General features: G+C 71.2%; 23 protein-coding genes. 7 read left to right on the plus strand and 16 right to left on the minus strand.

What is annotated here, in order from left to right; translation table 11 throughout:
- Positions 1-2: 2 nt before the first annotated feature.
- The 4 genes from alaS to rpsD form a co-directional block, all read right to left on the minus strand.
- A complete protein-coding gene (alaS, locus tag ACIBAD_RS20875; protein WP_134074655.1) occupies positions 3-2,672 on the minus strand; it encodes an alanine--tRNA ligase in 2,670 nt (889 codons plus the stop codon).
- Positions 2,672-3,013 carry a DUF6167 family protein gene (locus tag ACIBAD_RS20880; RefSeq protein WP_134074656.1) on the minus strand — a complete coding sequence of 114 codons (342 nt, stop codon included), beginning with the start codon at positions 3,011-3,013 and terminating at the stop codon, positions 2,672-2,674. The genes alaS and ACIBAD_RS20880 overlap by 1 nt, the downstream gene beginning before the upstream one ends.
- 8 nt (positions 3,014-3,021) lie before the next feature.
- Entirely contained in the window at positions 3,022-3,453 is a 432-nt protein-coding gene (locus ACIBAD_RS20885) for a DUF948 domain-containing protein (RefSeq protein ID WP_134074657.1), read from the minus strand.
- Positions 3,454-3,633: 180 nt separating this feature from the next.
- On the minus strand, positions 3,634-4,245 hold the full coding sequence (rpsD, locus tag ACIBAD_RS20890) for a 30S ribosomal protein S4 (protein WP_030026606.1): 612 nt from the start codon (positions 4,243-4,245) through the stop codon (positions 3,634-3,636).
- A 235-nt stretch (positions 4,246-4,480) separates the two neighbouring features.
- Here rpsD and ACIBAD_RS20895 point away from each other — a divergent pair, with 235 nt between their 5' ends.
- Entirely contained in the window at positions 4,481-5,191 is a 711-nt protein-coding gene (locus tag ACIBAD_RS20895; RefSeq protein WP_398908001.1) for a DUF2470 domain-containing protein, read from the plus strand.
- A 25-nt stretch (positions 5,192-5,216) separates the two neighbouring features.
- On the opposite strand, the gene ACIBAD_RS20900 is transcribed toward ACIBAD_RS20895, so the two are convergent.
- On the minus strand, positions 5,217-6,587 hold the full coding sequence (locus tag ACIBAD_RS20900) for a replication-associated recombination protein A (RefSeq protein ID WP_134074658.1): 1,371 nt from the start codon (positions 6,585-6,587) through the stop codon (positions 5,217-5,219).
- 83 nt (positions 6,588-6,670) lie between these two features.
- Positions 6,671-7,285, minus strand: coding sequence for a vitamin K epoxide reductase family protein (locus ACIBAD_RS20905; RefSeq protein WP_134074659.1), 615 nt, complete (start codon positions 7,283-7,285; stop codon positions 6,671-6,673).
- 137 nt (positions 7,286-7,422) lie between these two features.
- On the opposite strand from ACIBAD_RS20905, the gene ACIBAD_RS20910 reads away from it, so the two are divergent.
- The 4 genes from ACIBAD_RS20910 to ACIBAD_RS20925 are packed head-to-tail and all read left to right on the plus strand — an operon-like array spanning position 7,423 to position 11,015.
- A complete protein-coding gene (locus tag ACIBAD_RS20910; protein ID WP_398908002.1) occupies positions 7,423-8,304 on the plus strand; it encodes an ABC transporter ATP-binding protein in 882 nt (293 codons plus the stop codon).
- The gene (locus ACIBAD_RS20915; RefSeq protein WP_134074661.1) at positions 8,301-9,158 is read left to right on the plus strand and encodes an ABC transporter permease; all 858 of its coding nucleotides are present in this window, start codon (positions 8,301-8,303) and stop codon (positions 9,156-9,158) included. Before ACIBAD_RS20910 ends, ACIBAD_RS20915 begins: the two co-directional genes overlap by 4 nt.
- Positions 9,116-10,372 (plus strand): sensor histidine kinase, encoded by a 1,257-nt coding sequence (locus tag ACIBAD_RS20920; protein ID WP_398908004.1) that lies wholly within the window; start codon positions 9,116-9,118, stop codon positions 10,370-10,372. The genes ACIBAD_RS20915 and ACIBAD_RS20920 overlap by 43 nt, the downstream gene beginning before the upstream one ends.
- Before the next feature lie 13 nt (positions 10,373-10,385).
- Positions 10,386-11,015, plus strand: a complete 630-nt coding sequence (locus tag ACIBAD_RS20925) for a response regulator (RefSeq protein ID WP_398908005.1) — start codon at positions 10,386-10,388, stop codon at positions 11,013-11,015.
- A 25-nt stretch (positions 11,016-11,040) separates the two neighbouring features.
- Here ACIBAD_RS20925 and hisS read toward each other — a convergent pair whose 3' ends face one another.
- On the minus strand, positions 11,041-12,300 hold the full coding sequence (gene hisS / locus ACIBAD_RS20930) for a histidine--tRNA ligase (protein ID WP_134074664.1): 1,260 nt from the start codon (positions 12,298-12,300) through the stop codon (positions 11,041-11,043).
- Between the two features lie 10 nt (positions 12,301-12,310).
- Positions 12,311-13,021 (minus strand): MBL fold metallo-hydrolase, encoded by a 711-nt coding sequence (locus tag ACIBAD_RS20935; protein WP_398908006.1) that lies wholly within the window; start codon positions 13,019-13,021, stop codon positions 12,311-12,313.
- A 163-nt stretch (positions 13,022-13,184) separates the two neighbouring features.
- Here ACIBAD_RS20935 and ACIBAD_RS20940 point away from each other — a divergent pair, with 163 nt between their 5' ends.
- Both ACIBAD_RS20940 and ACIBAD_RS20945 read left to right on the plus strand, forming a co-directional pair.
- Positions 13,185-13,967 (plus strand): peptidylprolyl isomerase, encoded by a 783-nt coding sequence (locus tag ACIBAD_RS20940; RefSeq protein WP_134074665.1) that lies wholly within the window; start codon positions 13,185-13,187, stop codon positions 13,965-13,967.
- Between the two features lie 190 nt (positions 13,968-14,157).
- The gene (locus ACIBAD_RS20945; RefSeq protein WP_134074666.1) at positions 14,158-15,387 is read left to right on the plus strand and encodes a DUF349 domain-containing protein; all 1,230 of its coding nucleotides are present in this window, start codon (positions 14,158-14,160) and stop codon (positions 15,385-15,387) included.
- Between the two features lie 88 nt (positions 15,388-15,475).
- Here ACIBAD_RS20945 and ACIBAD_RS20950 read toward each other — a convergent pair whose 3' ends face one another.
- The 8 genes from ACIBAD_RS20950 to ruvC all read right to left on the minus strand — a co-directional run bounded on the left by ACIBAD_RS20950 (position 15,476) and on the right by ruvC (position 24,641).
- A complete protein-coding gene (locus tag ACIBAD_RS20950; RefSeq protein WP_134074667.1) occupies positions 15,476-17,929 on the minus strand; it encodes a bifunctional (p)ppGpp synthetase/guanosine-3',5'-bis(diphosphate) 3'-pyrophosphohydrolase in 2,454 nt (817 codons plus the stop codon).
- A gap of 222 nt (positions 17,930-18,151) precedes the next feature.
- A complete protein-coding gene (locus ACIBAD_RS20955; RefSeq protein ID WP_134074668.1) occupies positions 18,152-18,703 on the minus strand; it encodes an adenine phosphoribosyltransferase in 552 nt (183 codons plus the stop codon).
- Positions 18,700-19,758, minus strand: a complete 1,059-nt coding sequence (gene secF / locus ACIBAD_RS20960; RefSeq protein WP_398908007.1) for a protein translocase subunit SecF — start codon at positions 19,756-19,758, stop codon at positions 18,700-18,702. Before secF ends, ACIBAD_RS20955 begins: the two co-directional genes overlap by 4 nt.
- 3 nt (positions 19,759-19,761) lie before the next feature.
- Positions 19,762-21,543 (minus strand): protein translocase subunit SecD, encoded by a 1,782-nt coding sequence (gene secD, locus ACIBAD_RS20965; RefSeq protein ID WP_134074669.1) that lies wholly within the window; start codon positions 21,541-21,543, stop codon positions 19,762-19,764.
- 153 nt (positions 21,544-21,696) lie between these two features.
- Positions 21,697-22,200 carry a preprotein translocase subunit YajC gene (gene yajC, locus ACIBAD_RS20970; protein WP_134074670.1) on the minus strand — a complete coding sequence of 168 codons (504 nt, stop codon included), beginning with the start codon at positions 22,198-22,200 and terminating at the stop codon, positions 21,697-21,699.
- Positions 22,201-22,364: 164 nt separating this feature from the next.
- Entirely contained in the window at positions 22,365-23,426 is a 1,062-nt protein-coding gene (gene ruvB, locus ACIBAD_RS20975) for a Holliday junction branch migration DNA helicase RuvB (RefSeq protein WP_134074671.1), read from the minus strand.
- Between the two features lie 67 nt (positions 23,427-23,493).
- A complete protein-coding gene (gene ruvA, locus ACIBAD_RS20980; protein ID WP_134074672.1) occupies positions 23,494-24,114 on the minus strand; it encodes a Holliday junction branch migration protein RuvA in 621 nt (206 codons plus the stop codon).
- Positions 24,111-24,641, minus strand: a complete 531-nt coding sequence (gene ruvC, locus ACIBAD_RS20985) for a crossover junction endodeoxyribonuclease RuvC (protein WP_134074673.1) — start codon at positions 24,639-24,641, stop codon at positions 24,111-24,113. Before ruvC ends, ruvA begins: the two co-directional genes overlap by 4 nt.
- Between the last annotated feature and the right edge of the window lie 192 nt (positions 24,642-24,833).

The raw sequence follows: 24,833 nt of genomic DNA on the forward strand, positions 1-24,833 counted from the left end.
GGTCAGACCGTCTCGACGACGAGGCGCTCGACCGCGGCGATGGCCTCGGGGATGGCGGCCGGGTTCTGGCCGCCGCCCTGGGCCACGTCCGGCTTGCCGCCACCGCCGCCGCCGAGGGTCTTGGCGGCGGTGCGGACCAGGTCGCCGGCCTTGAGACCGCGCTCGCGGGCGGCCTCGTTGGTGGCGATGACGGTCAGCGGGCGGTCGTTCGCCGTGGTGAACAGGGCCACGACGGCCGGGCGGTCGCCCTGGATGCGGCCGCGCACGTCGAGGACCAGCTTGCGCAGGTCGTCGGCGCCCGTGCCGTCCGGTACCTGGCCGACGACGAGGGCGACGCCGTGGATGTCCTGGGCGTTCTCGGCGAGACCGGCGGCGGCCTGGAGGACCTTCTCCGCGCGGAACTTCTCGATCTCCTTCTCGGCGTCCTTGAGCTTGCCGAGCATGGAGGCGATCTTCTCCGGAAGCTCCTCGGGACGGCCCTTGACCAGCTCCTGGAGCTGGGCGACGACCGTGTGCTCCTTGGCGAGGAAGTTGTACGCGTCCACGCCCACCAGGGCCTCGACGCGGCGCACGCCGGAGCCGATGGAGGACTCGCCGAGCAGCTTCACCAGGCCCAGCTGGGCGGTGTTGCCGACGTGCGTGCCCCCGCACAGCTCCTTGGAGAAGTCTCCGATGGTCACGACGCGCACGCGCTCGCCGTACTTCTCGCCGAACTCGGCGATGGCGCCCTGCTTCTTCGCATCGTCGATGCTCATGATCTCGGCGGTGACGTCGAGCTCGCGGGAGAGCACGTCGTTGATCTTCTGCTCGACGTCGGTGAGGACCGTGCCGGGCACGGCGTTCGGCGAGCCGAAGTCGAAGCGGAAGCGGCCGGGCGAGTTCTCGGAGCCGGCCTGGGCGGCCGTCGGGCCCAGGGCGTCGCGCAGCGCCTGGTGGGTCAGGTGCGTGGCCGAGTGGGCGCGGGCGATGGCCCGGCGGCGGTTGACGTCGATGGCGGCGTACGCGGAGGCGCCCACCGTCACCTCGCCGACCTGCACGGAGCCCTTGTGCACGGAGACGCCCGGGACCGGCTGCTGCACGTCGCGGACCACGATGACGGCGCCCGAGTCGAGCTTGATCCGGCCCTGGTCGGCGAGCTGGCCGCCGCCCTCGGCGTAGAAGGGGGTGCGGTCGAGGACGACCTCGACCTCGTCGCCCTCGGAGGCGGCGGGCGCCGAGACGCCGTTGACCAGCAGGCCGACGATGGTGGACTCGCCCTGGGTGGTGGCGTAGCCGGTGAACTCGGTGGCGCCGGAGCCGTCGGCGATCTCGCGGTAGGCGGACATGTCCGCGTGGCCGGTCTTCTTGGCCTTGGCGTCGGCCTTGGCCCGGTCGCGCTGCTCCTGCATCAGGCGGCGGAAGCCGGGCTCGTCCACGGAGAGGCCCTGCTCGGCGGCCATCTCCAGGGTGAGGTCGATCGGGAAGCCCCAGGTGTCGTGGAGCAGGAACGCCTTGTCGCCGGAGAGGACCGTGCCGCCGGCGGCCTTGGTCTCGGTCACGGCGGTGTCGAGGATGTTCGTGCCGCCCTTGACGGCCTTGAGGAAGGCGGCCTCCTCGGCGAGCGCGACGGTCTCGATGCGCTTGCGGTCGGTGACGAGCTCCGGGTACTGCTGGCCCATCGTGTTGATCACGACGTCGACCAGGTCCTGGACGACGGGGCCGGTGGCACCCATCAGGCGCATGTTGCGGATGGCGCGGCGCATGATGCGGCGCAGCACGTAGCCGCGGCCCTCGTTGCCGGGGGTGACGCCGTCGCCGATGAGCATGACGGAGGTGCGGATGTGGTCGGCGACCACGCGCATCGAGACGTCGGTGTTCTGGGCGGCGCCGTACTGCACGCCGGTCAGCTCGGTGGCCTTGTCCATGACCACGCGCAGGGTGTCGGTCTCGTACATGTTCTGCACGCCCTGCAGGATCATCGCGAGGCGTTCGAGGCCGAGACCGGTGTCGATGTTCTTGGACGGAAGGTCGCCGAGGATCGGGAAGTCTTCCTTCCCGTCGCCGGCGCCGCGCTCGTACTGCATGAAGACCAGGTTCCAGATCTCCACGTAGCGCTCGTCGTTGACGGCCGGGCCGCCCTCGACGCCGAACTCGGGGCCGCGGTCGTAGTTGATCTCCGAGCAGGGGCCGCAGGGACCCGGGACGCCCATGGACCAGAAGTTGTCCTTCTTGCCCAGGCGCTGGATGCGCTCGGCGGGCACGCCGATCACGTCGCGCCAGATCGTCTCGGCCTCGTCGTCGTCGAGGTAGACGGTGATCCAGAGCTTCTCCGGCTCCAGGCCGTAGCCGCCGTCCGCCACGGAGCTGGTGAGCAGCTCCCAGGCGTACTTGATGGCGCCTTCCTTGAAGTAGTCGCCGAAGGAGAAGTTGCCGCACATCTGGAAGAAGGTGCCGTGGCGGGTGGTCTTGCCGACCTCTTCGATGTCCGGCGTACGGACGCACTTCTGCACGCTGGTGGCCCGCGGGGCCGGCGGCTTGGTCTCACCGAGGAAGTACGGCTTGAACGGGACCATGCCCGCGTTGACCAGCAGCAGAGTCGGGTCGTCCGCGATGAGCGACGCCGAAGGGACAACGGCATGACCGCGCTCCTCGAAGAAGCTCAGCCAGCGGCGGCGGATTTCAGCCGACTCCATCAGTGGTCCTCATTCCGGTTGTACGTGACATTCAGGGGGGTGGTCTTGTCGTTCTGGATGGCCCGCAGCCGCCGCGGCCCGGGGAGGGCGGTGACGTTGTCGGGCCGGTCGGGGTCCTGGTGGAGCCCCAGTGCATCGTTCAGCTCGTCCTCGCGCTGCGTCATTCCCGCCTTGACGTCGAGGGCGAAGTCCTTGAGGCGGTGGCCCGCCTCCACGGCCTTGTCGGCGGCCTGGGCGGCGAGGCTCTCCGGTGTCAGCTTCTTCAGCTGGCGGTTGACCTTGGTGGTGGCCCACACGCCGGCGGCTGCGCCGGCGGTGAACCAGAAGGCTCGGCGGAACATCGGAGGTCTCAGCCCTTCTGCTTCCGGCGCCGGGCCCCCGGCACCGTACGGCCAACGATCACAGTACGTCGGGACGCCCGCTGCGGCGCGGCTTCCGTGGTTTTGCCCAGTGCCTTGCGGACGCCGTATCCGAAGGCCGCGACCTTGACCAGCGGCCCGCCGAAGGTGGAGGCCACGGTGGAGGACAGCGCGGAGGCGTTCGAGGTGACTTCCTGGACGTCGCTCGCGATCGCGTCGACCCGGTCGAGCTGGGTGCGCGCGGAGCGGACGGTGGTGGAGGCGTCCGCGAGCAGCGGGACGGCCTGCTCGGTCACGTCGGCCACCAGCTTGGTGGTCGCCTTGAGCACCTGGGCCAGCCTCACCAGCACCACGGCGAGGAAGGAGACCAGAATGGCCCAGAAGACGGCCACGAGGATCCCGGCCACCTCTCCACCGGACACGTTGCACCGCTCTCTGCAGGTCTCTGCACGTTGATCACTGGACACGTCTTTCTCCGACCCTATCGCGCCGGAGATCCACCGCCGTACCGGAATTCGGGCTCCGCCGAAAACAGGAAGCCCGCCGGCTCCCCCAGAGGGGAACCGGCGGGCTGACCAGCCTGTGAGGCTACGGCCGCTGGATCAGCGGGCGTAGTACTCGACGACGAGCTGCTCGTCGCAGATGACCGGGATTTCCTTGCGGTTCGGGTCGCGGTCCAGGCGGAAGGCCAGGGCCTTCAGGTTGACCTGCAGGTAGCGCGGGGTCTCGCCCTCGCCTGCGTAGCCACCCTCACGGGCGACCTGGAACGGAACCTTCTCGCGGCTGCGCTCGCGCACGGTGATGACGTCGTCCGGGCGGACACGGAACGACGGCTTGTCGACCTTGGCACCGTTGACCTCGATGTGGCCGTGAACGACCATCTGGCGGGCCTGGTAGATGGTGCGGGCGATGCCCGAACGCAGGACCAGGGCGTCGAGGCGACGCTCGAGCTCGACGACCAGCGCCTCGCCCGTCTTGCCTTCGGCCTTCTTGGCGCGGTCGTACGCGCGGGCCATCTGACGCTCAGAGATGTCGTACTGAGCGCGCAGACGCTGCTTCTCCAGCAGACGGACCTTGTAGTCCGAGTTCTGCTTGCGGCCACGGCCGTGCTCGCCCGGCGGGTAGGGGCGGGCCTCAAAGTACTTGACGGCCTTCGGGGTCAGCGCAATGCCGAGGGCACGCGACTTCTTGACCTTGGGTCGCTTCTGGTTCACGGGGAACCTACCTCCATGTAAGTTAGGTGAGGCTTACCTTATCGAGGAGGACGTAATGTCTCGACCACATGGGATCCCCCTGCCCAGTGCGCAACGCAGTTCGGATTCAGACGAAACAGAATCCGCTTGCGCCGACGATAAGCAAGGTCAGCCGCGTCCCAGGGAAGGCGTTCGGCAGCTCACCGGAGCCGAACGCGTACGAACCCTCGTAGAGTCCAACGCCTCAGTATCCCTCATGCTGCCGGGTGCTTTCGACCAGGAGCGGTCGCTTGACCAGGCAGACTTCGGGGCAGGGATGCCGGCCGCGCGGACCGTCACCCCGGACGGGGACGTGATTCTCCTGATGTCAGGGGAATCCGCGGCTGCCAGGGCAGCCGCTCACGCCCAGGACGACGACCTCACCGCCGTGATCGAGATCACGGACGTGGCGCCGGTGTCCGTTCCCCATCGTATCCGAGGCCGAGCGTGGCTCGCCGGGTGGCTGACCCCGGTGCGCGGCGACGACCGCGCGGCCTGCGCCGCACTGCTGGCGGAGCGCCGGCCGGTGGGCGAACTGCTCGGGCTGCACGGCCGGCCGTCCTTCGTGATGCTGCGCCTGGAGGTCGGCGAGATCTCGGTGGACGACCTGTGGGGCGCCGAGCACGTGGACCCCGGGGAGCTGGCCGCGGCGGAGCCCGACCCGACGGTGATCCACGAGACGGAGCTCCTCCAGCACCTGGCGCACCGCGACCGGATCGCGGACCTGTGCGCGCTGCTGGGCCCGCGGGAGGGCGCCGGCACGACCGCGGTCCCGCTGGCCCTGGACCGGCTGGGCCTGCGGGTCCGCTTCACGGGCGGCGGATCCTCCATCGACGCCCGCTTCGACTTCCCTGCGCCCGTGCGCGACGTCTGCGAGCTGCGCCGGGCGATGCACGCCCTGTTCGCAGCGGCTGCTGGCACCCCGTAGGGGGTGTCGTCGGAGCAGTACCGCCTCAGACTCCGGAGGGGCCGGAGTTGCCGCCGCGGAGGCGTTCGCGGACCTTTTCGACCACGTCCGCGTAGCGGGCCTCGGCGCCGTAGCGGGTCGGTTCGTAGTACCGCTTGCCGTGAACCGCGTCGGGGGCGTACTGCTGCGCGGCGATGGCGCCCGGGACGTCGTGCGGGTACACGTACCCCACCGCGTGGCCCAGCTTGGCCGCGCCCTTGTAGTGGCCGTCCCGCAGGTGCGTCGGCACCGGGCCCGCCAGGCCCGCCCGGACGTCCGCCAGGGCGGCGCCGATCGCCGTCGTCGCGGTGTTCGACTTCGGGGCCAGGGCCAGGGCGATCGTCGCGTGCGAGAGGGTCAGCGCCGCCTCCGGGAAGCCGATCATCGCCACCGCCTGCGCCGCGGCCACCGCGAGGGGCAGCGCAGTCGGGTCCGCCAGCCCGATGTCCTCGCTCGCCGAGATCATCAGGCGGCGCGCGATGAACCGCGGGTCCTCCCCGGCCTCGATCATCCGCGCCAGGTAGTGCAGCGCGGCGTCCACGTCCGAACCGCGGATCGACTTGATCAGCGCGCTCGCCACGTCGTAGTGCTGGTCGCCGTCCCGGTCGTACTTCACCGCGGCCCGGTCGACCGCCTCCTCCACCGTCCGGAGGCTGATCTCGGACTCCCCCTTGGCGATCGCCGAACCGGCACCCGCCTCCAGCGCCGTCAGCGCCCGGCGGGCGTCGCCGCCCGCGATCCGCAGCAGGTGCGCCTCCGCGTCCGCCGGCAGGGTCACCGCCCCGCCCAGCCCGCGCTCCTCCGTCAGCGCGCGCCGCATGAGCGCGCTGAGGTCCTCGTCCGTGAGCGGCTCCAGCGTGAGCAGCAGCGACCGCGACAGCAGCGGGGAGATGATCGAGAAGTACGGGTTCTCCGTGGTCGCGGCGATCAGCGTCACCCAGCGGTTCTCGACGGCCGGGAGCAGCGAGTCCTGCTGGGCCTTGCTGAAGCGGTGGATCTCGTCGAGGAAGAGGACCGTGTCCCTGCCGTACCCGCCCGCCGCCCGCTTGGCGCCCTCGATGACGGCGCGTACTTCCTTCACGCCCGCCGTGATCGCCGACAGTTCCACGAACCGCTTCTGCGTCGCCTGGCTCACCACGTACGCCAGGGTGGTCTTGCCGATGCCCGGCGGGCCCCACAGGATCACCGACGAGGCTCCGGCCGGACCGCCCGCCCCGTCCCCGACCAGCCGCCGCAGCGGTGATCCGGGCTTCAGCAGGTGCTGCTGGCCGACCACCTCGTCCAGGGTGCGCGGGCGCATCCGGACGGCGAGCGGGGAGCTCGCCGGGTCCTTCTCCTGGCGGTCTTCGGCAGCGGCGGTGAACAGGTCTGGTTCCACACAGGAAGCCTAAGCGAGCCCACTGACAGGCCGCCGCCGACAGCGTTCCTCAGGCCCGGGGGCGGGGGCCGGGGCGGGAGGCCTCAGGAGGTCCAGAAGTCCCACCAGCGCGTCAGGATCAGCATGCCGATGATCCCGACGTGCAGCACCGGCAGCACCCAGGTGAACTCGTCGAGGAAGGCGCGCAGCCAGCCCGGGGCGGGCAGCAGGCGCTCGCGCACGTTGAACGCGGTGACGTACCAGAACATGAAGATCGTGGCGACCCAGGCCAGGGAGCACCAGAGGCACAGCGAGTTGATGTTGTACAGCGACTGGTACATCAGCCAGGTGCAGAACCCGACGCCGAACAGCATGCCCGCGTTGAGGGTCAGCCAGTACCAGGGCCGGAACCGGGCCCCGGCCAGCACGCTCATGCCGACGCAGACGACGATGCCGTACGCGACCAGCCCCAGCATCGGGTTCGGGAAGCCGAAGGCGGACGCCTGCTCGCTCTTCATGATGTTGCCGCAGGAGACGATCGGGTTCAGGCTGCAGCCCGGCGTGAAGTTCGGGTCTTCCAGCAGCTTGAACTTGTCGATCGTGATCACCCAGGCGGCGAGCAGCCCCAAGGCGCCGGTGATCACCAGCAGCAGGGCCAGGGCCCTGCTCGCGCCGACCGTCCGCGGGGCGGTGTCTGCGTCCGTATCTCGTGTCGTCATACCGCCCGCTCCACATCTGCAAGGTCAACAAGCACCGGCCATTGTGCCGTACGGAGCTGTGTGTCCACCGTTCGGTGGACATAAGGACGTACGCACGGGGGGACCGGTGGAGCCCATTCCGCCACACCATTCGAGGCATGACACTCAACGCGGTGGAAGTACGGGGGCTTCGCAAGCAGTACGGCGAGGTCACCGCGGTGGACGGACTCGATCTGACGATCCGGCAGGGCGAGGTCTTCGGCCTCCTCGGGCCCAACGGCGCCGGCAAGAGCACCACGGTGGAGATCCTCCAGGGCCACCGGGAACGGGACGGGGGCGAGGTCAGCGTGCTCGGCGCGGACCCGGCCGGAGCCGGTCGGGCCTGGCGCTCGCGCGTCGGGATCGTCTGGCAGGACGAGTCGGCGCCCGCCGAACTGACGGTACGGGAGACGGTCGAACACTTCGCCCGCTACTACCCGGCCCCGCGCGACCCGGCCGAGGTCATCGCCCTGGTCGGCCTGGAGCACAAGCGCGACCAGCGGGTGAAGGGCCTCTCGGGCGGCCAGCGGCGCTGTCTCGACGTGGCGCTCGGCGTCATCGGCGATCCCGAGCTGCTCCTCCTCGACGAGCCGACGACCGGCTTCGACCCGGCGGCCCGCCGCCGGTTCTGGGAGCTGATCCGGCTGCTCGCCGGCGAGGGCACCACCATCGTGCTCACCACGCACTACCTGGAGGAGGCCGAGGCCCTCGCCGACCGGCTGGCCGTCATCGCGAGCGGCAGGGTCGTCGCCCAGGGCGAACCGGCCGAGCTGCGCTCCCGCTTCGGCACCGGGGCCACCGTCGAGTGGACCGGGGCCGACGGCACCCCGCAGAGCCTCGTCACCGAGACCCCCACCCGTACGGTCGCCGAGCTCATGGCCCGCTTCGAGGGCGAGATCCCGGGGCTGAGGATCGGCCGGCCCACCCTGGAGGACGTGTACCTGCGCCTCACCGGCCAGCTCGTACCCATGACCGCGCAGCAGCCGGAGGACGCACGATGACCACCACCGCCACGACCGCGACGAGCGGCGGCCGGGCCGCCGCGGCCGCGAGGGCACTGCCCGGCGCCTGGACCCTGGGGCTGAGCCGCGGGGCGCTGGAGATCAAGCAGTTCGTCCGCCAGCGGGACGCGATGATCTTCACCTTCGCCTTCCCGATCGTCTTCCTCGCCCTCTTCGCCTCGATCTTCCGCGACAGCGTGGAGGACACCGGCGTCACCGCCTCCCAGCTGTACGCGGCCGGCATGGTGGCCGCGGGCATCATGTCCACCAGCTTCCAGTCGCTCGGCATCTCGATCGCCGTCGAACGGGACGAGAAGGTGCTGCGCCGGCTGCGCGGGACCCCGATGCCCCCGGCCGCGTACTTCCTCGGCAAGGTCTGGATGGTGCTCGCCACCGGACTCGCCGAGACCGCGATCCTGCTGCTCGTCGGCTCCGCCCTGTTCGACCTCGACCTGCCGGCCTCGGCCGCCAAGTGGCTCACCTTCGGCTGGATCTTCGCCCTGGGCCTCACCGGCTGCGCCCTGCTCGGCATCGCCGTCAGCAGCCTGCCCAAGTCCGGCAAGAGCGCGAGCTCGGTGGTCGTCCTGCCGTTCCTGATCCTCCAGTTCATCTCCGGCGTCTTCATCCCGGTCAACGCGATCCCGGACTGGCTGCTGAACATCGGCGCGCTGTTCCCGCTCAAGTGGATGTGCCAGGGTCTGCGCGGGGTGTTCCTGCCGGAGTCCGCCGCCGTCCTGGAGCAGACGGGCAGCTGGGAGTACGGAAAGGTCGCCCTGGTCCTGGGGGCCTGGGTCGTCGGAGGATTGGTCCTGTGCCTGCTGACCTTCAAGTGGAAGAACCACCGCGACGGCTGAACGGCTTCACCGGTACGGCCGGGGCGCGTGAATCCCACGTGTGGGACCGCGCCTTCGGGCCGTGGGACCTCTACTTCGGCCTCGTGTGGGCCGCGACCGCGGCCTTCGTCCTGGGCGCGGACTTCCCCGGGCTGTCGTACCGGCTCCCCGCCGCCGCCCTGCTCGCGCTGCTGATCCCCTGGTACGCGTGGGCCGGCCGGCCGCTGCTCCTGAAGGACCCCGGGGCCGAACCGGGGCCGGCCCTGCGCTACCTGGGGGTGACGCTGGCCCTGTTCCTGCCGGCCGCCTTCCTGGTGGGCGAGACCCGGCTGATCACGTTCGCGCTCGCCCCGCACTGCTTCATGCTGCTGCCGGTGCGCCGGGCGATCGGCGCGATGGCGGTGGTGGCGCTGCTGCCGGTGGCCGGGTGGGCCGTGCTGTGGCGGCCGGCCGGACACATCGTCTTCATCAACGCGGTCAGCTCGTTCGTCACCTTCGCCTTCTCCTCCTTCTTCGGCGCCTGGATCATCCGGATCATCGAGCAGAGCCAGGAGCGGGCCTCGCTGATCGCCGAACTCGACGCCAGCCGGGAGGAGGTGGCCCGGCTCTCCGCCGCTCAGGGCGCCCATGCCGAAAGGGAACGCATGTCCCGCGAGATCCACGACACCCTCGCCCAGGGCTTCACGAGCCTGCTGATGCTGGTCCAGGCCGTGCAGTCGGAGCTGGACGCCGATCCGGAGCAGGCCCGCCGGCATCTGGAGCTGATGGCCGCCACCGCCCGGCAGAACCTGTCCGAGGCCCGGGCGCTGGTGGCCGGCGGCGCCCCCGCCGACCTGGACGCCGGCTCCCTGCCGGACGCCGTGCGCCGCCTCGCGGCCCGGCAGGTCCCGCCGGCGGAGGTGTCGGTGACCGGGGAGGTGCGGCCGCTGGCCGCGGCGCTGGAGGTGGTGGCGCTGCGGTCCTGCCAGGAGTCGCTGTCGAACGCGGCCAAGCACGCGGGGGCGGGGGCGCGCTGCTCGGTCTCCCTGGCCTACGGTGGCGGCGAACTGACCGTCACGGTCCGGGACACCGGTCACGGCTTCGACCCGGCGGCCCCGGCTGCGGGCTACGGCCTGCGGGGGCTGCGCGCCCGCGCGGCGGAGGTCGGCGGCACGGCGGCGATCGAGGCCGCGCCGCAGACCGGCACCACGGTCACCGTCACCCTCCCGACGACACCCCTCCCGACGACGCTCTGAGGAGCCGCAGAACATGATCCGCATCCTGCTGGCCGACGACCACCCGGTGGTACGGGAGGGCCTGCGCGGCATGCTGAGCGCGGAGCCGGACCTGGAGGTCGTCGCGGAGGCCTCGAACGGCCCGCAGGCCGAGGCGCTGGCCGCGGAGCTGGTCCCCGGCGGCCTGGACCTGATCCTGATGGACCTGCGGATGCCGGGCGGCGATGGCGTCGAGTCGATCGCCCGGATCAGCGCGGCCGGCCTGCCGGTCAGGGTGGTGGTCCTGACGACGTACGAGAACGACCGGGACATCCTGCGGGCCGTGGAGGCGGGGGCGGCGGGCTACCTGCTGAAGGACACGGCCCGGGCGGAGCTGGCCGACGCGATCCGCGCGGCCGTGCGGGGCGAGACGGTCCTGGCCCCGTCGGTGGCGGGCCGCCTGGTCGACCGCCTGCGCACCCGACCCGAGCGCCCCCGCCTCTCCGACCGCGAGGTCGCGGTCCTGCGCCTGGTCGCGGAGGGCGCGACGAACGCGGAGATCGGCCGCCGCCTGTTCGTCGCGGAATCCACCGTCAAGACGCACCTGCTGCGCGTCTTCGGCAAGCTGGAGGTCGCGGACCGCACGGCCGCGGTGACCACGGCCATGCGCCACGGCCTCCTCTGACCGACCCGCCGGGGAGCGGCTCGCGTCAGGCCAGCTTGGTGCGGAGGAGGGCCACGACGTCCGTCACGGCGACCGGGGACTGGTCCCCGGACTCCATGTCCTTCAGCTGGACGAGGCCCTCGGCGAGGTCGCGGTCGCCCGCGACGATCGCGAACCGCGCGCCCGACCGGTTGGCGTCCTTCATCGCACCCTTGAGGCCCTTGCCCCCGTACGAGATGTCCGCCGCGACACCGGCCTTGCGGAGCTCCGTGACCAGCCCGAACAGCACCGGCTTCGCCTCGCCCAGCGCCACCGCGAACACGGACGTCGCCGGCGGGATGTCCAGCTCGACACCCTCCGCTTCGAGCGCCAGCACCGTACGGTCCACGCCCAGCGCCCAGCCCACCGACGGCAGGGCGGGTCCGCCGATCATCTCGGACAGGCCGTCGTAGCGGCCGCCGCCGCCGACCGCGGACTGCGAGCCCAGGCCGCCGTGGACGAACTCGAAGGTGGTCCGCGTGTAGTAGTCCAGCCCGCGCACCAGCTTCTCGTCGTCCTCGAAGGCGACCCCCGCCGCCGTGATCAGCGCCCGGACCTCCTCGTGGTACGCCTTGCACGCGTCGCACAGGTAGTCCCGCAGCATCGGCGCGCCGACGAGCTGCTTCTGCACCTCGGACCGCTTGTCGTCGAGGACGCGCAGCGGGTTGATCTCGGCCCGGCGGACGGTCTCCTCGTCCAGGTCCAGCCCGCGCAGGAAGGCCTGGAGCGCCTCCCGGTACACCGGGCGGCATTCCTTGTCGCCCAGCGAGTTCAGCAGGATCCGGAAGTTGCGCAGGCCGAGCGTGCGGTACGCCTGGTCGGCCAGGATGATCAGCTCGGCGTCCAGCGCCGGGTCCTCGGCGCCGATCGCCTCGGCACCGACCTGCGAGAAGTGGCGGTAGCGGCCCTTCTGCGGGCGTTCGTAGCGGTAGTACGAACCCGAGTACCAGAGCTTCACCGGCAGGCCGCCGGCCTTGTGCAGGTTCGCCTCCAGCGCCGCGCGCAGCACGGACGCGGTGCCTTCGGGACGGAGCGCGAGGTTGGCCCCGCCCTTCGTCGTGAGGGTGTACATCTCCTTGGTCACGATGTCGGTGGACTCGCCGACACCGCGGGCGAACAGGTCGACGTCCTCGAAGCCGGGCGTCTCGACGTACCCGTAGCCGGACAGCCGCAGGGGGCCGGAGATCGCGTCCCGGACGGCCAGGTACTTCGCCGAGTACGGCGGGATGAGGTCGTACGTGCCCTTGGGGGCCTTGAAGGTGCTCACGAAACTCTCGTCACATTCCTCGTCGTGGAGACGTGAATCCGTCTCCCAGGCCGGCGGCCACCTGCCGCAGGTACGGGTTGGTGGCGCGCTCACGGCCAATGGTCGTGTGCTCGTTGTGACCGGGCAGCACCACGGTCGAGTCGTCGAGCGGCAGGCACACGCGGGCCAGCGACTCAAGCATGTCGGCGTGGCTGCCGCCCGGGAAGTCGGTGCGTCCGATGGAGCCGGCGAAGAGCAGGTCGCCCGAGAACAGCAGCGGCGGGACGTCCCCCGCCTCGGGCATCCCGAAGGTCACCGACCCCTTGGTATGCCCGGGCGCGTGCGACACGGTGAGCTCCATGCCCGCCAGCGCCAGCTTCGCGCCGTCGGTGAGCTCCTTGACGTCGGAGGGCTCCCCCACGGTGAGCTCGCCCATCAGCTGCGCCCCCAGGGAGCGGCCCAGGGCCTTCTCCGGGTCGCTCATCATGAAGCGGTCCTCGGGGTGGATCCACGCCGGGACGTCGTGTGCCCCGCACACCGGGACCACCGAGGCCACATGGTCGATGTGGCCGTGGGTGAGGACGACCGCGACGGGCTTGAGCCGATGCTTCTTCAGCGTCTCCTCGACACCGCGGGTGGCCTGGTGGCCCGGGTCGATGATCACGCACTCCTCACCGGCGGCGGGGGCGACCACGTAACAATTGGTCCCCCAGGCCCCGGCGGGGAACCCGGCAATCAGCACGTTCGTCCTCAATCGTCGTCCGTCGGGAGCTTCGGCGGCGGCCCTGATCGGAATGCCGCTGCTCAGAGCCTACCGGCGCCGCTCGTTCCACAGCGAACCCATATACGGTACGGCCTAACCGAGCCCGGACAGCGGTGCCATACACGTACAAGGAGACGACCCGGTGGTCACGAGCGATCAGCGGCGGCGACAGCTCGCCAGGGAGAAGTACGAGCGCCAGCAGAAGCGCAGGGCCGAGGCCCGGCGCAAGGCGCGGCAGCGGGCGGCGGTGATCGGCGCGGCGGTGGCCGTGGTGGTCGCGACGCTGGTGGGCCTCGTCGTGGGCGGCGTCTTCGACAAGGACAAGAAGGACAGCGCGGCGGACCCGGCGGCGAACCCGTCGGCCTCGCCCTCGCCGAAGACCTCGCCCGCGCCGGCGATGGCGATCGACAAGAACGCGAAGTACACGTTCGACCTGAAGACCACCGCGGGTGAGATCAAGTTCGAGATGGACGCGGCGAAGACGCCGGAGACCGTCAACTCGTTCAAGGCGCTCGCGGACAAGGGCTTCTTCGACAACACCAAGTGCCACCGCCTGACCACCTCCGGGATCTTCGTGCTGCAGTGCGGCGACCCGGAGGGCACGGGCATGGGCGGCCCCGGCTACACCATCGCGGACGAGAACCTCGACTCGCTGGGCAAGCCGAACGAGCAGGGCCAGGTGATCTATCCGGCGGGCACGGTGGCGATGGCCAATACCGGCCAGCCGCACAGCGGCGGCAGCCAGTTCTTCCTGGTCTACAAGGACAGCCCGCTGGCTCCGTCGTACACGCCGTTCGGCAAGATCGACGCGGCGGGCGTGAAGGCGCTGGAGGAGGTGGCCAAGGCCGGTACGGCCGACGGTGGCCAGGACGGGGCCCCGAAGACCCCGGTGACCATCCAGAAGGGCGCCGTCACCCGGAACTGACGGGTTCCGGCGGCCTCGGGCCCGGCCGGCGTCCGGCCCGTACGGCGATATTCCGTCGTGCGGGATGCGGACAGCCGGCCCGGCGGTCGCCTATGTTGGCGTTGTGCAGGGCGGGCGCTGCCCGCCCCAGGAAACTGTGGACGATGCCCAGGGGGTGAACCCCTCGCAGGCATCAGGTGGAGGAGGCGCTGTGAGCAGCGACCCGTGGGGCCGCGTCGACGAGACGGGCACCGTGTACGTGCGTACTGCCGAGGGCGAGAAGGTCGTCGGCTCCTGGCAGGCGGGCACCCCTGAGGAGGCCCTGGCCTACTTCGAGCGCAAGTACGAGGGCCTGGTGGTCGAGATCGGCCTCCTCGAACGGCGGGTGCGGACCACCGATCTGTCCGCCAAGGACGCGCAGACGGCCATCGACCACCTGCGCACGCAGGTGGAGGAGCACCACGCCGTGGGCGACCTCGACGCCCTGCGCGTCCGGCTGGACAAGCTGGTCGCCACCGTGGACTCGCGGCGCGAGGAGCGCAAGGTCCAGAAGGCCAAGCAGACGGACGAGGCCCGTGCGGCCAAGGACGCGCTGGTGGCCGAGGCCGAGCAACTGGCGCAGAGCGACCAGTGGCGCAGCGCGGGCGAGCGGCTGCGGGCGCTGGTGGACACCTGGAAGGGTCTGCCGCGCCTGGACCGCAAGTCGGACGACGAGCTGTGGCACCGCTTCTCGCACGCCCGTTCCGCTTTCTCCAAGCGCCGCAAGGCGCACTTCGCCTCGCTCGACGCGCAGCGCGAGGACGCCCGCAAGGTCAAGGAGAAGCTGGTCGCCGAGGCCGAGTCGCTGTCGAAGTCGACCGACTGGGGTCCCACGGCCGCCCGCTACCGCGAGCTGATGGCGGACTGGAAGGCGGCGGGCCGGGCGCAGCGCGAGGCCGAGGACGATCTGTGGAACCGTTTCCGCGGTGCGCAGGACGTGTTCTTCGCGGCCCGCGGCGAGGTGTTCGCGGAGCGCGACGCCGAGCAGGTGGAGAACCTGAAGCTGAAGGAGGAGCTGGCCGAGGAGGCCGAGAAGCTCGTCCCGATCACGGACCTGAAGGCGGCCCGTGCCGCGTTCCGCTCCCTCAACGAGCGCTGGGAGGGCATCGGCCACGTGCCGCGCGACGCCCGGCCGAAGGTCGAGGGCCGGATGCACGCGGTGGAGCGGGCGATCCAGGAGGCCGAGGAGGGCGAGTGGCGCCGTACGAACCCGGAGGCGCGGGCCCGTGCGGCCGGTCTGACGGGTCAGCTCCAGGCGGCGGTCGACAAGCTGCGTGAGCAGGTCGACGCGGCCCGTGCCGCGGGCAACAACGCGAAGGCCGACAAGCTCGCCCGCGAGCTGGAGGGCCGCCAGGCCCTGCTCGACCAGGCCCTGAAGGGCCTGGAGGAGTTCGGCGGCTGACAGCCGCCCGCTGGATGCACGAGGGCCCCGGTACGGCATTTCCGTACCGGGGCCCTCGTACGTGCGCTGCGCGCGCTGCGGCGGCCGGCTACGGCCGGCGGGCCGAGGTGACGCGGTAGACGTCGTAGACGCCCTCGACGCCCCGTACGGCCTTCAGGACGTGGCCCAGGTGCTTGGGGTCGCCCATCTCGAAGGTGAAGCGGGAGGTGGCCACGCGGTCGCGGGAGGTCTGGACGGCCGCGGAGAGGATGTTCACGTGCTGGTCCGACAGGACCCGGGTGACGTCCGACAGCAGCCGGGACCGGTCCAGTGCCTCGACCTGGATGGCGACCAGGAAGACCGAGGACTGGGTGGGGGCCCACTCGACCTCCAGCATCCGCTCGGGCTCCTGGGAGAGGGAGTCCACGTTGACGCAGTCCGCCCGGTGAACCGATACGCCGCTGCCACGGGTGACGAAGCCGACGATCGGGTCCCCCGGCACCGGGGTGCAGCAGCGGGCCAGCTTGACCCACACGTCGTCCACGCCCTTGACGACGACGCCCGGGTCGGCGTTCTTGCGGCGGGTGCCCCGGGTCCGGGACGGCGGGACGCTCTCCTCGATGTCCTCGTTGGCGGCCTCCTCGCCGCCGAGGGCCTGCACCAGCTTCTGAACGACGCCCTGCGCGGCCACGTGGCCCTCGCCGATCGCCGCGTACAGGGAGGAGATGTCGGGGTAGCGCATCTCGTGCGCGAGGGTGACGAGCGAGTCGCCGGTGAGGATGCGCTGGATCGGCAGGTTCTGCTTGCGCATGGCCCGCGCGATGGCGTCCTTGCCGTGCTCGATGGCCTCCTCGCGGCGCTCCTTGGAGAACCAGGCGCGGATCTTGTTGCGGGCCCGCGGGGACTTGACGAAGCCCAGCCAGTCGCGGGAGGGGCCCGCGCCCTCGGCCTTGGAGGTGAAGACCTCGACGAGGTCGCCGTTGTCGAGGGTGGATTCGAGCGGGACGAGGCGGCCGTTGACGCGGGCGCCTATCGTCCGGTGCCCGACCTCGGTGTGGACGGCGTACGCGAAGTCCACCGGGGTGGCTCCGGCGGGCAGCGCGATGACGTCGCCCTTGGGCGTGAAGACGAAAACCTCGTTGCGGGAGAGGTCGAAGCGCAGCGAGTCGAGGAACTCGCCCGGGTCCTCGGTCTCCTTCTGCCAGTCCAGCAGCTGCCGCAGCCAGGCCATGTCGTTGACCGTGTCCTGGCCGGCGCTGCCCTTGGCGGCCTGCGGGACGTCGGTGCGGACCTTGGAGGTGCCGGCGACGGTCTGCTGCTTGTACTTCCAGTGCGCGGCGATGCCGTACTCGGCGCGGCGGTGCATGTCGAAGGTGCGGATCTGGAGTTCGACGGGCTTGCCGCTGGGTCCGATGACCGTCGTGTGGAGCGACTGGTACATGTTGAACTTGGGCATCGCGATGTAGTCCTTGAACCGGCCGGGGACCGGGTTCCAGCGCGCGTGGACCGTGCCGAGGGCCGCGTAGCAGTCCCGGACGGTGTCGACGAGGACGCGGATGCCCACCAGGTCGTAGATCTCGGCGAAGTCGCGGCCGCGGACGATCATCTTCTGGTAGACGCTGTAGTAGTGCTTGGGCCGGCCGGTGACGGTGGCCTTGATGCGGGCGGCGCGGAGGTCGGTCTGGACCTCGTCGGTGACGACGGTGAGGTACTCGTCGCGCTTGGGCGCGCGCTCGGCGACGAGGCGGACGATCTCGTCGTACATCTTGGGGTAGAGGATCGCGAAGGCGAGGTCTTCGAGCTCCCACTTGATCGTGTTCATGCCCAGCCGGTGCGCCAGCGGGGCGTAGATCTCAAGGGTCTCGCGGGCCTTCTTCTCCTGCTTCTCCCGCTTGAGGTAGCGCATGGTGCGCATGTTGTGCAGGCGGTCGGCGAGCTTGATGACCAGGACCCGCGGGTCCTTGGCCATGGCGACGACCATCTTGCGCACGGTCTCGGCCTGGGCGGCCTCGCCGAACTTGACCCGGTCGAGCTTGGTGACGCCGTCGACGAGCAGGGCCACGGCGTCACCGAAGTCGCGGCGCAGGTCCTCCAGCCCGTACTCGGTGTCCTCGACGGTGTCGTGCAGCAGCCCGGCCATCAGGGTGGCCGGGTCCATGCCGAGCTCGGCGAGGATGGTGGTCACCGCGAGCGGGTGGGTGATGTACGGGTCGCCGCTCTTGCGCTTCTGCCCGCGGTGCCAGCGCTCGGCGACCTGGTACGCCTGCTCGATCTGGCGGAGCGTGGCCGTCTCGATCTTCGGGTCGTTGCTGCGGACTATGCGGAGCAGGGGTTCCAGTACCGGGTTGTACGGGTTGGAACGCTGGACGCCGAGGCGGGCGAGCCGGGCGCGCACGCGGTTGGAGGACCCGGCCGACTTCGCGGGCGCCGACTTCGCGGGGGCCGGCTTCGCGGGCGCGGGCTTCGCGGGCGGGGCCGGCGGGGGCGTGGCGGGGGGCGTCGCGGCCCGCTCGGCCTGCGGGTCGGGCTGCGCGGCGGAGAGTGGCTGGACCTCGTCTGGCAAGAGCGCTCCTCTGGGGGTCCCCTCGGACGGAGTCCGGGGGCGGATCCGGTGCCCCGGTCAGGTCCGGACAACCAATGGTAGCGATGGTTGCCCCGCCCCGTTCCCCGAGCCCTGCCTCCTTCGGCCCCGCGGGCCCGCTGCTGGCCCGCGCAGCGGCCGCGTACGCCGAAGCGGGCGGGCACCGGGTCCTCCCGGTGCCCGCCCGCTTCGCGTTCGGCTTCGTCAGACGACGATCAGGGCGTCCAGCGGGGCCTCCGCAAGGGCGCCGGCCAGCCGCTCGCGGCCCGGCAGGAACGACAGCTCCATCAGGACCGCCACCCCGGCGACCTCCGCACCGGCCCGGCGGATCAGCGAGAGCGAGGCCTCGGCGGTGCCGCCCGTGGCCAGGACGTCGTCGATGACCATGACCCGGTCACCGGCCGACAGGTCCTCGGCGTGGACCTCGATCTCCGCCGTCCCGTACTCCAGCTCGTACGACTGCGCGAGCGTCGCACCCGGCAGCTTCCCGGCCTTGCGCACCGGCACGAAGCCGATGCCCGCCTGGACCGCCACCGGCGCCGCGAGGATGAACCCGCGCGCCTCCAGCCCGACGATCTTCGTCGCGCCGTACTGCCCGGCCAGCTCCACCAGCGTGTCCGTCAGGGCCCCGAAAGCCTTCGGGTCGGCCAGCAGCGGGGTGATGTCCTTGAACATCACGCCCGGCTTCGGGTAGTCCGCCACGTCCTTGATCCGGCTGAGCAGCAGATCGCGGACCTCGGGAGAGAGCGTGCTCACCGGCGCCGCCCGGCGCGGCCCTGGGCCAAGACCTGCGGGGTGCCGGCGGCCTCGTAGCCCTCGTCCTCCGGGGACTCGCCCTTGGCCGCCGCGGCCGCCCGCTTCGCGAGCACCCGCTTCCTGAGGGCCTTCATCGCCGGCTCGCGCTCCTTGAGGTCCACGACCAGCGGGGTCGCGATGAAGATCGAGGAGTACGCACCGGCCGCGAGGCCGACGAACAGCGACAGCGAGATGTCGTTCAGCATGCCGGCGCCCAGGAAGCCGCCGCCGATGAAGAGCAGCGCCCCGACCGGGAGCAGCGCCACGACGGTGGTGTTGATCGAGCGGACCAGGGTGCCGTTGATGCTGCGGTTGGCGATCTCGCTGAACGTGTAGCGGGTCTGCTTGGTGATGTCCTTCGAGCCCTCCTTCAGACCGTCGAAGACGACGACGGTGTCGTAGAGGGAGTAACCGAGGATCGTCAGCAGACCGATCACGGTGCCCGGCGTGACCTCGAACCCGACCAGCGCGTACACGCCGACGGTGATGGTGAGGTCGTGGATCAGGGCGATCAGCGCGGCGACCGCCATCCGCCATTCGAAGGCGATGGCGAGGTAGATCACCACGAGGACCATGAAGATGCCGAGGCCGGTCCAGGCCTTGTTCGCGATCTGGTCGCCCCAGCTGGGGCCGACCAGGTCCGCGTTGATGTCGGCCTCGGAGACCTTGAGGTCGGTGGCGAGCTGCTTCTTGACGCCCGCCGCGTCGTTCGTGTCCAGGCCCGAGATCTGGATGCGAAGGCCGCCGGTGCCGAGCTCCTGGACGATCGCGTCGTGGCCCGAGGCCTTCTCCGACACCTCGGTCGCCTTGGCGACGGAGACGGCCGTCTTCGGGGTGGTGAAGACGGCACCGCCCTTGAACTCGATGCCCATGTTGAGGCCCTGAACGGCCAGGGCCACGATCGCCGTGATGGTGATCAGGATGGAAACGCCGTACCAGATGAAGCGCTTGCCGACGAAGTCGTAGCCGACCTCACCGCGGTACAGCTTGGCGCCGAGATCTCCCAGCTTCGACATCTCTCACGCCTCCTTTACGTCGACGGGAGCGGTGACGGAACCGGAGCCGGTGCGGCGGGACCGGCGCAGCGGCGGCTTGGCGCCGAGCCGCTTCGGGTCCAGTCCGGACCAGGGGTGGCCGCTGGAGAAGAACTTGGTACGGGCCAGCAGCGTCATGATCGGCTTGGTGAAGAGGAACACCACGACCACGTCGAGCAGGGTGGTCAGGCCCAGGGTGAAGGCGAAGCCCTGCACCTTGCCGACGGTGACGATGAACAGCACGGCGGCGGCCAGGAACGACACGAAGTCGGAGACCAGGATGGTGCGCCGGGCGCGCGGCCAGGCCCGCTCCACGGCGGGACGCAGGGTGCGGCCCTCGCGGATCTCGTCGCGGATGCGCTCGAAGTACACGATGAACGAGTCCGCCGTGATGCCGATCGCGACGATCGCACCGCAGACGGCGGGCAGGTTCAGCGCGAAGCCGATGCCCTTTCCGAGCAGCGCCATGATCGTGTACGTGAGGATCGCGGACACCAGGAGGCTGACGATGGCGATGAAGGCCAGGCCCCGGTAGTACACGAGCAGGTAGATCACGACGAGGACGAGGCCGATGGCGCCGGCGATGAGGCCGGCCTTCAGCTGCTCGCCGCCGAGCGCGGCGGTGACGGTGGTGACGCTGTCCTCGCTGAAGGAGAGCGGCAGGGCGCCGTACGAGAGCATGTTGCCCAGGTCCTGCGCGGTCTGCTGGGTGAAGCCACCGGAGATCTCGGCGTTGCCGCCGGTCAGCGCCTGGCTGACGGACGGGTCGGAGACGACCTCGCCGTCGAGCACGATCGCGAACTGGTTCTGCGGCATCTGCTTGGTGGCCAGCTCACCGGTGATCTTGGCGAACTTGTCGGCGCCCTTGTCGGTGAACTGCATGGTGACGATCCACTGGCCGCGCTGCGAGTCGATGACACCCTTGGCGTCCTTGACGTCCGTACCGGCCACACCGGCCGGGCCGAGGATCCACTTGCCCCAGGTGTCGCCGCGCTTGCCGCAGGCGAGCGTCGCGTCCTCGGGCTTGGCGCCCTTGCCGGCCGCGGCGCGCTGCGCCTCGTTGGTGCAGTCCAGCGCCGCGAACTTGGCCTGGAGGTCGGCGGCGGCCGCCTCGACGCCCGTCGGGGCCGGGGTGGGGGCCGGAGCCTTGTCGTCTGCCTTCTTCGACTCGCTCGCCGAGGGCGAGGGAGAGGCGGTGGCGGCCGGGGCCTTGAGGGCCTCGCTGAGCACACGGCCCTGGGAAGTGGCGCTGGACGACGGGGTGGCCGGGGCGCCGGGCTTGCCGGTGCCCTCGGCCTTCGGGGCGCCGGAGCTGCTCGCGGACGGGCTCGGCGTGGCCGCGGGGGCCGCCGGGGCGCCGTCGGCGAAGGCCAGGACCGGGCGGAAGTACAGCTGGGCGGTGGTACCGACCTGCTCGCGGGCCTGCTTCTCGTTCGTCCCCTTGGGGATGTTCACGATGATGTGGTCGCGGCCCTGCGTCTGGACCTCGGCCTCCGACACGCCGAGACCGTTGACGCGGCGCTCGATGATGCCGACCGCCGTGTTCATGTTGGTCTCGTTGATCGCGTCCGGCTTGCCGGGCTCGCTCTTGGCCTTGAGCGTGATGCTCGTACCGCCCGCGAGGTCGATGCCGAGCCGGGGAGTCGTCTGCTTCGTGAGGAACATCCCCGCGGTGAGCGCCACCATCGCGATCAGGATGATCGCCAGGGCGCGCCCCGGCCTCCCCTGAGCCCCCGTGGGCCGCCGGCCCTTCTTCGGTGCTGCCACCTTGTCGTATCTCCCTGTCCAACCGCCCCGCGCCGGGTCAGCGCGCGGACGGCCACGAAATGTGTGGTGGGGACCCCTGCCCCCCGCAGAAGTGTCACTGACGGGGACCGCGGCGGCCGCCGGTCAGGCGCCTGCCCGGTCCCCGGCCGCGCGCTACTTCGCGCCGGCCTCGCCGTCGCCCTTGCCGTCCTCGGGCTTGTCGCCCTTGGTCTCGCCGTCCTTCGGCTCGCCGGCCTCGGGCTCGTCCTTCTTGCCGAGGTCGAGCTTCGGGGCGTCGGTCCCGGCCTCGTCCGCGCTCTTGTCCGCGTCCTTGTCCAGGGTCAGCGAGGAGGCGTCGTCCGGGACGGCCGGCGTGTCGATCGTCAGATCATCACTGATGCCGTGGACGATGCGGTTGTACTCCGCGTCGTCGAGCACGGCACCGATGGCGTTCTTCGCGTAGATCGCGTGGACACCGGGGGCCACCTCAAGGGTGACGGTGTCCTCGCCGATCTCCTTCACCGTGGCGTACATGCCGCCGATGGTGCGGACGCCGGTGCCGGGCGACATGTGGTCGCGCATCTGCGCGGCCGCCTGCTGCTTCTTCTTCGCGGAGCGGGTCATCAGGAACATCGCCCCGATGAGCACGATGAACGGGAGGAGTGTCACGAGATTCACGGGACGGAGATCCTTCGCACGACCGCACGGGAGACGGCCAATTTCTACGGGGGTGGGCATGCCGACCTGAAGGGTCGGCATCGGCGGAGTCTAGGCGAGTCCGCACCGATGGAACAACGCCCAGCATGGCACCGCAGTTCCTGACCGGGCGAACCTCCGCGCCGTCAGGCCCCGAACAAGCCCTGTTGTCCGCTTGATCCACTCCCCTGCTGCGCAGGCGGGACAAGCCCCAGGTGAGCCCATGCGGCGGGGGTCGCGACCCGGCCGCGCGGGGTACGGGCCAGCAGGCCCTCCCGTACCAGGAACGGCTCGGCGACCTCCTCGACGGTCTCCCGCTCCTCGCCGACGGCGACGGCGAGCGTGGACAGCCCCACGGGGCCGCCGCCGAACAGCTTGAGCAGGGCTTCGAGGACGGCGCGGTCGAGGCGGTCGAGGCCGCGCGCGTCGACCTCGTACACCTGGAGCGCGGTGCCGGCCACCTCGCGGGTGATCACCCCGTCGGCCCTGACCTGCGCGTAGTCGCGCACGCGGCGCAGCAGGCGGTTGGCGATGCGCGGGGTGCCGCGGGAGCGCCCGGCGATCTCGGCGGCGCCGGCCGTGTCGATCTCCACGTCGAGGAGGCGGGCGGAGCGGTGGATGACGCGTTCCAGCTCCTCGGGGGCGTAGAACTCCATGTGCCCGGTGAACCCGAAGCGGTCGCGCAGCGGGGGCGGGAGCAGGCCGGCCCGGGTCGTCGCCCCGACCAGGGTGAAGGGCGGCAGCTCCAGCGGGATGGCGGTGGCCCCGGGCCCCTTGCCGACGATCACGTCGACGCGGAAGTCCTCCATGGCCATGTAGAGCATCTCCTCGGCGGGCCGGGACATGCGGTGGATCTCGTCGAGGAAGAGGACCTCGCCCTCCTGGAGGGAGGAGAGGATGGCGGCGAGGTCGCCCGCGTGCTGGATGGCGGGGCCGGAGGTGATCCGGATGGGCGCGCCCATCTCGGCGGCGATGATCATCGAGAGGGTGGTCTTGCCGAGTCCGGGCGCGCCGGAGAGCAGCACGTGATCGGCGGTGGCGCCGCGCTGGCGGGCCGCCTTCAGCACCAGGTCGAGCTGCTGGCGGACCTTCTCCTGGCCGACGAACTCGCCGAGGTCCTTGGGCCGCAGGGCCGCCTCGACGGCGGTGTCCTCGCCGTCCGCCGCCGCCGCCACGATCCGGTCGTCGCTGTCGTCATCCCAGTTCACGCTGTCAGTCTGCCTTGTCGTTCGTACGGTGGTTTCCGGAGCGGGCCCCGCGCGGCGGCCCGCGCCGTCAGCGGGCCCGGTTCAGGGACTGGAGCGCTGCGCGCAGGAGCTGGGGGACGGGCGCGGAGCCTCCGGAGGCGATGGCCGCCTCCGCCTGCGGGGTGACCGCCGAGACGGCCTCCTCCGCCTCCCGGGAGGCGTAGCCCAGGCCGATCAGGGCCGCCGCCAGCTGCTCCGTCCACGGCGCCGGACCCGCCGCCGCGGGGGCGCGCTGGGCGCCGACCAGCGGTGCGCCCAGCTTGTCCTTCAGCTCCAGCAGCAGCTTCTGGGCCCCCTTCTTGCCGATGCCCGGCACCGCGGTCAGGGCCTTCTCGTCTCCCGTGGAGACGGCCAGTCGCAGCGCGTCCGGGCTGTGCACGCCGAGCATCGCCTGCGCCAGCCTCGGCCCGACCCCGCTCGCCGTCTGCAGCAGTTCGAAGACCTGCCGCTCGTCGTCGTCCGCGAAGCCGTACAGCGTCAGCGAGTCCTCCCGTACGACCAGCGAGGTGGCCAGCCGTGCCGTCTCGCCCATCCGCAGTCCGGCGATGGTGTTCGGCGTGCAGTGCACGGCCATGCCCACTCCCCCGACCTCGATCACGGCCAGGGTGGGGGCGAGCGCGGCGACCGGGCCGCTGACGAAGGCGATCATGAGGTGCGGCCTTTCGAGGCGTGCAGGGCGACCGCCTGCTGGAGGCGGTTCTGGGCGGGGGCCCGCCAGATGTGGCAGATGGCAAGGGCGAGGGCGTCCGCGGCGTCGGCCGGCTTGGGCGGGGCGGACAGCCGCAGCAGCCGGGTCACCATGGCCCCGACCTGCGCCTTGTCGGCCCGGCCGGAGCCGGTGACGGCGGCCTTGACCTCGCTGGGCGTGTGCAGGGCGACCGGTATCCCGCGGCGCGCCGCGCACAGCATGGCAATGGCGCTCGCCTGGGCGGTGCCCATCACCGTGCTGACGTTGTGCTGGCTGAAGACCCGCTCCACGGCGACGACTTCGGGCCGGTGACGGTCCAGCCACTCCTCGATGCCCTGCTCGATCGCGACGAGCCGGTGCCCCAACTCCGCGTCCGCGGGCGTCCGTACGACACCCACCGCGAGCATCGTCAGGGGGCGGCCGGCGACTCCCTCGACCACGCCGACACCGCACCGGGTGAGCCCCGGGTCCACGCCGAGTACGCGCACTCCGCCCCCACCCTCCTTCGATTGCCAGTGCGTGCAGGCTAACCGGTGGCACTGACAAAGCGGCGGGGCGGCGGGGGGTGTGCCCCCCCGCCCCCCCCCGCCCCGCCATGAGGCGTAGACCATCTACATATCCTCCTCGGGGAACTAGAATTTTGGGCAGTCCTTCTGCACCTCGTGGCCGTCCTCCACCGC

The organism is Streptomyces sp. NPDC051109 (genome assembly GCF_044455885.1).
In the GTDB taxonomy this organism is placed as follows: Bacteria; Actinomycetota; Actinomycetes; order Streptomycetales; family Streptomycetaceae; genus Streptomyces.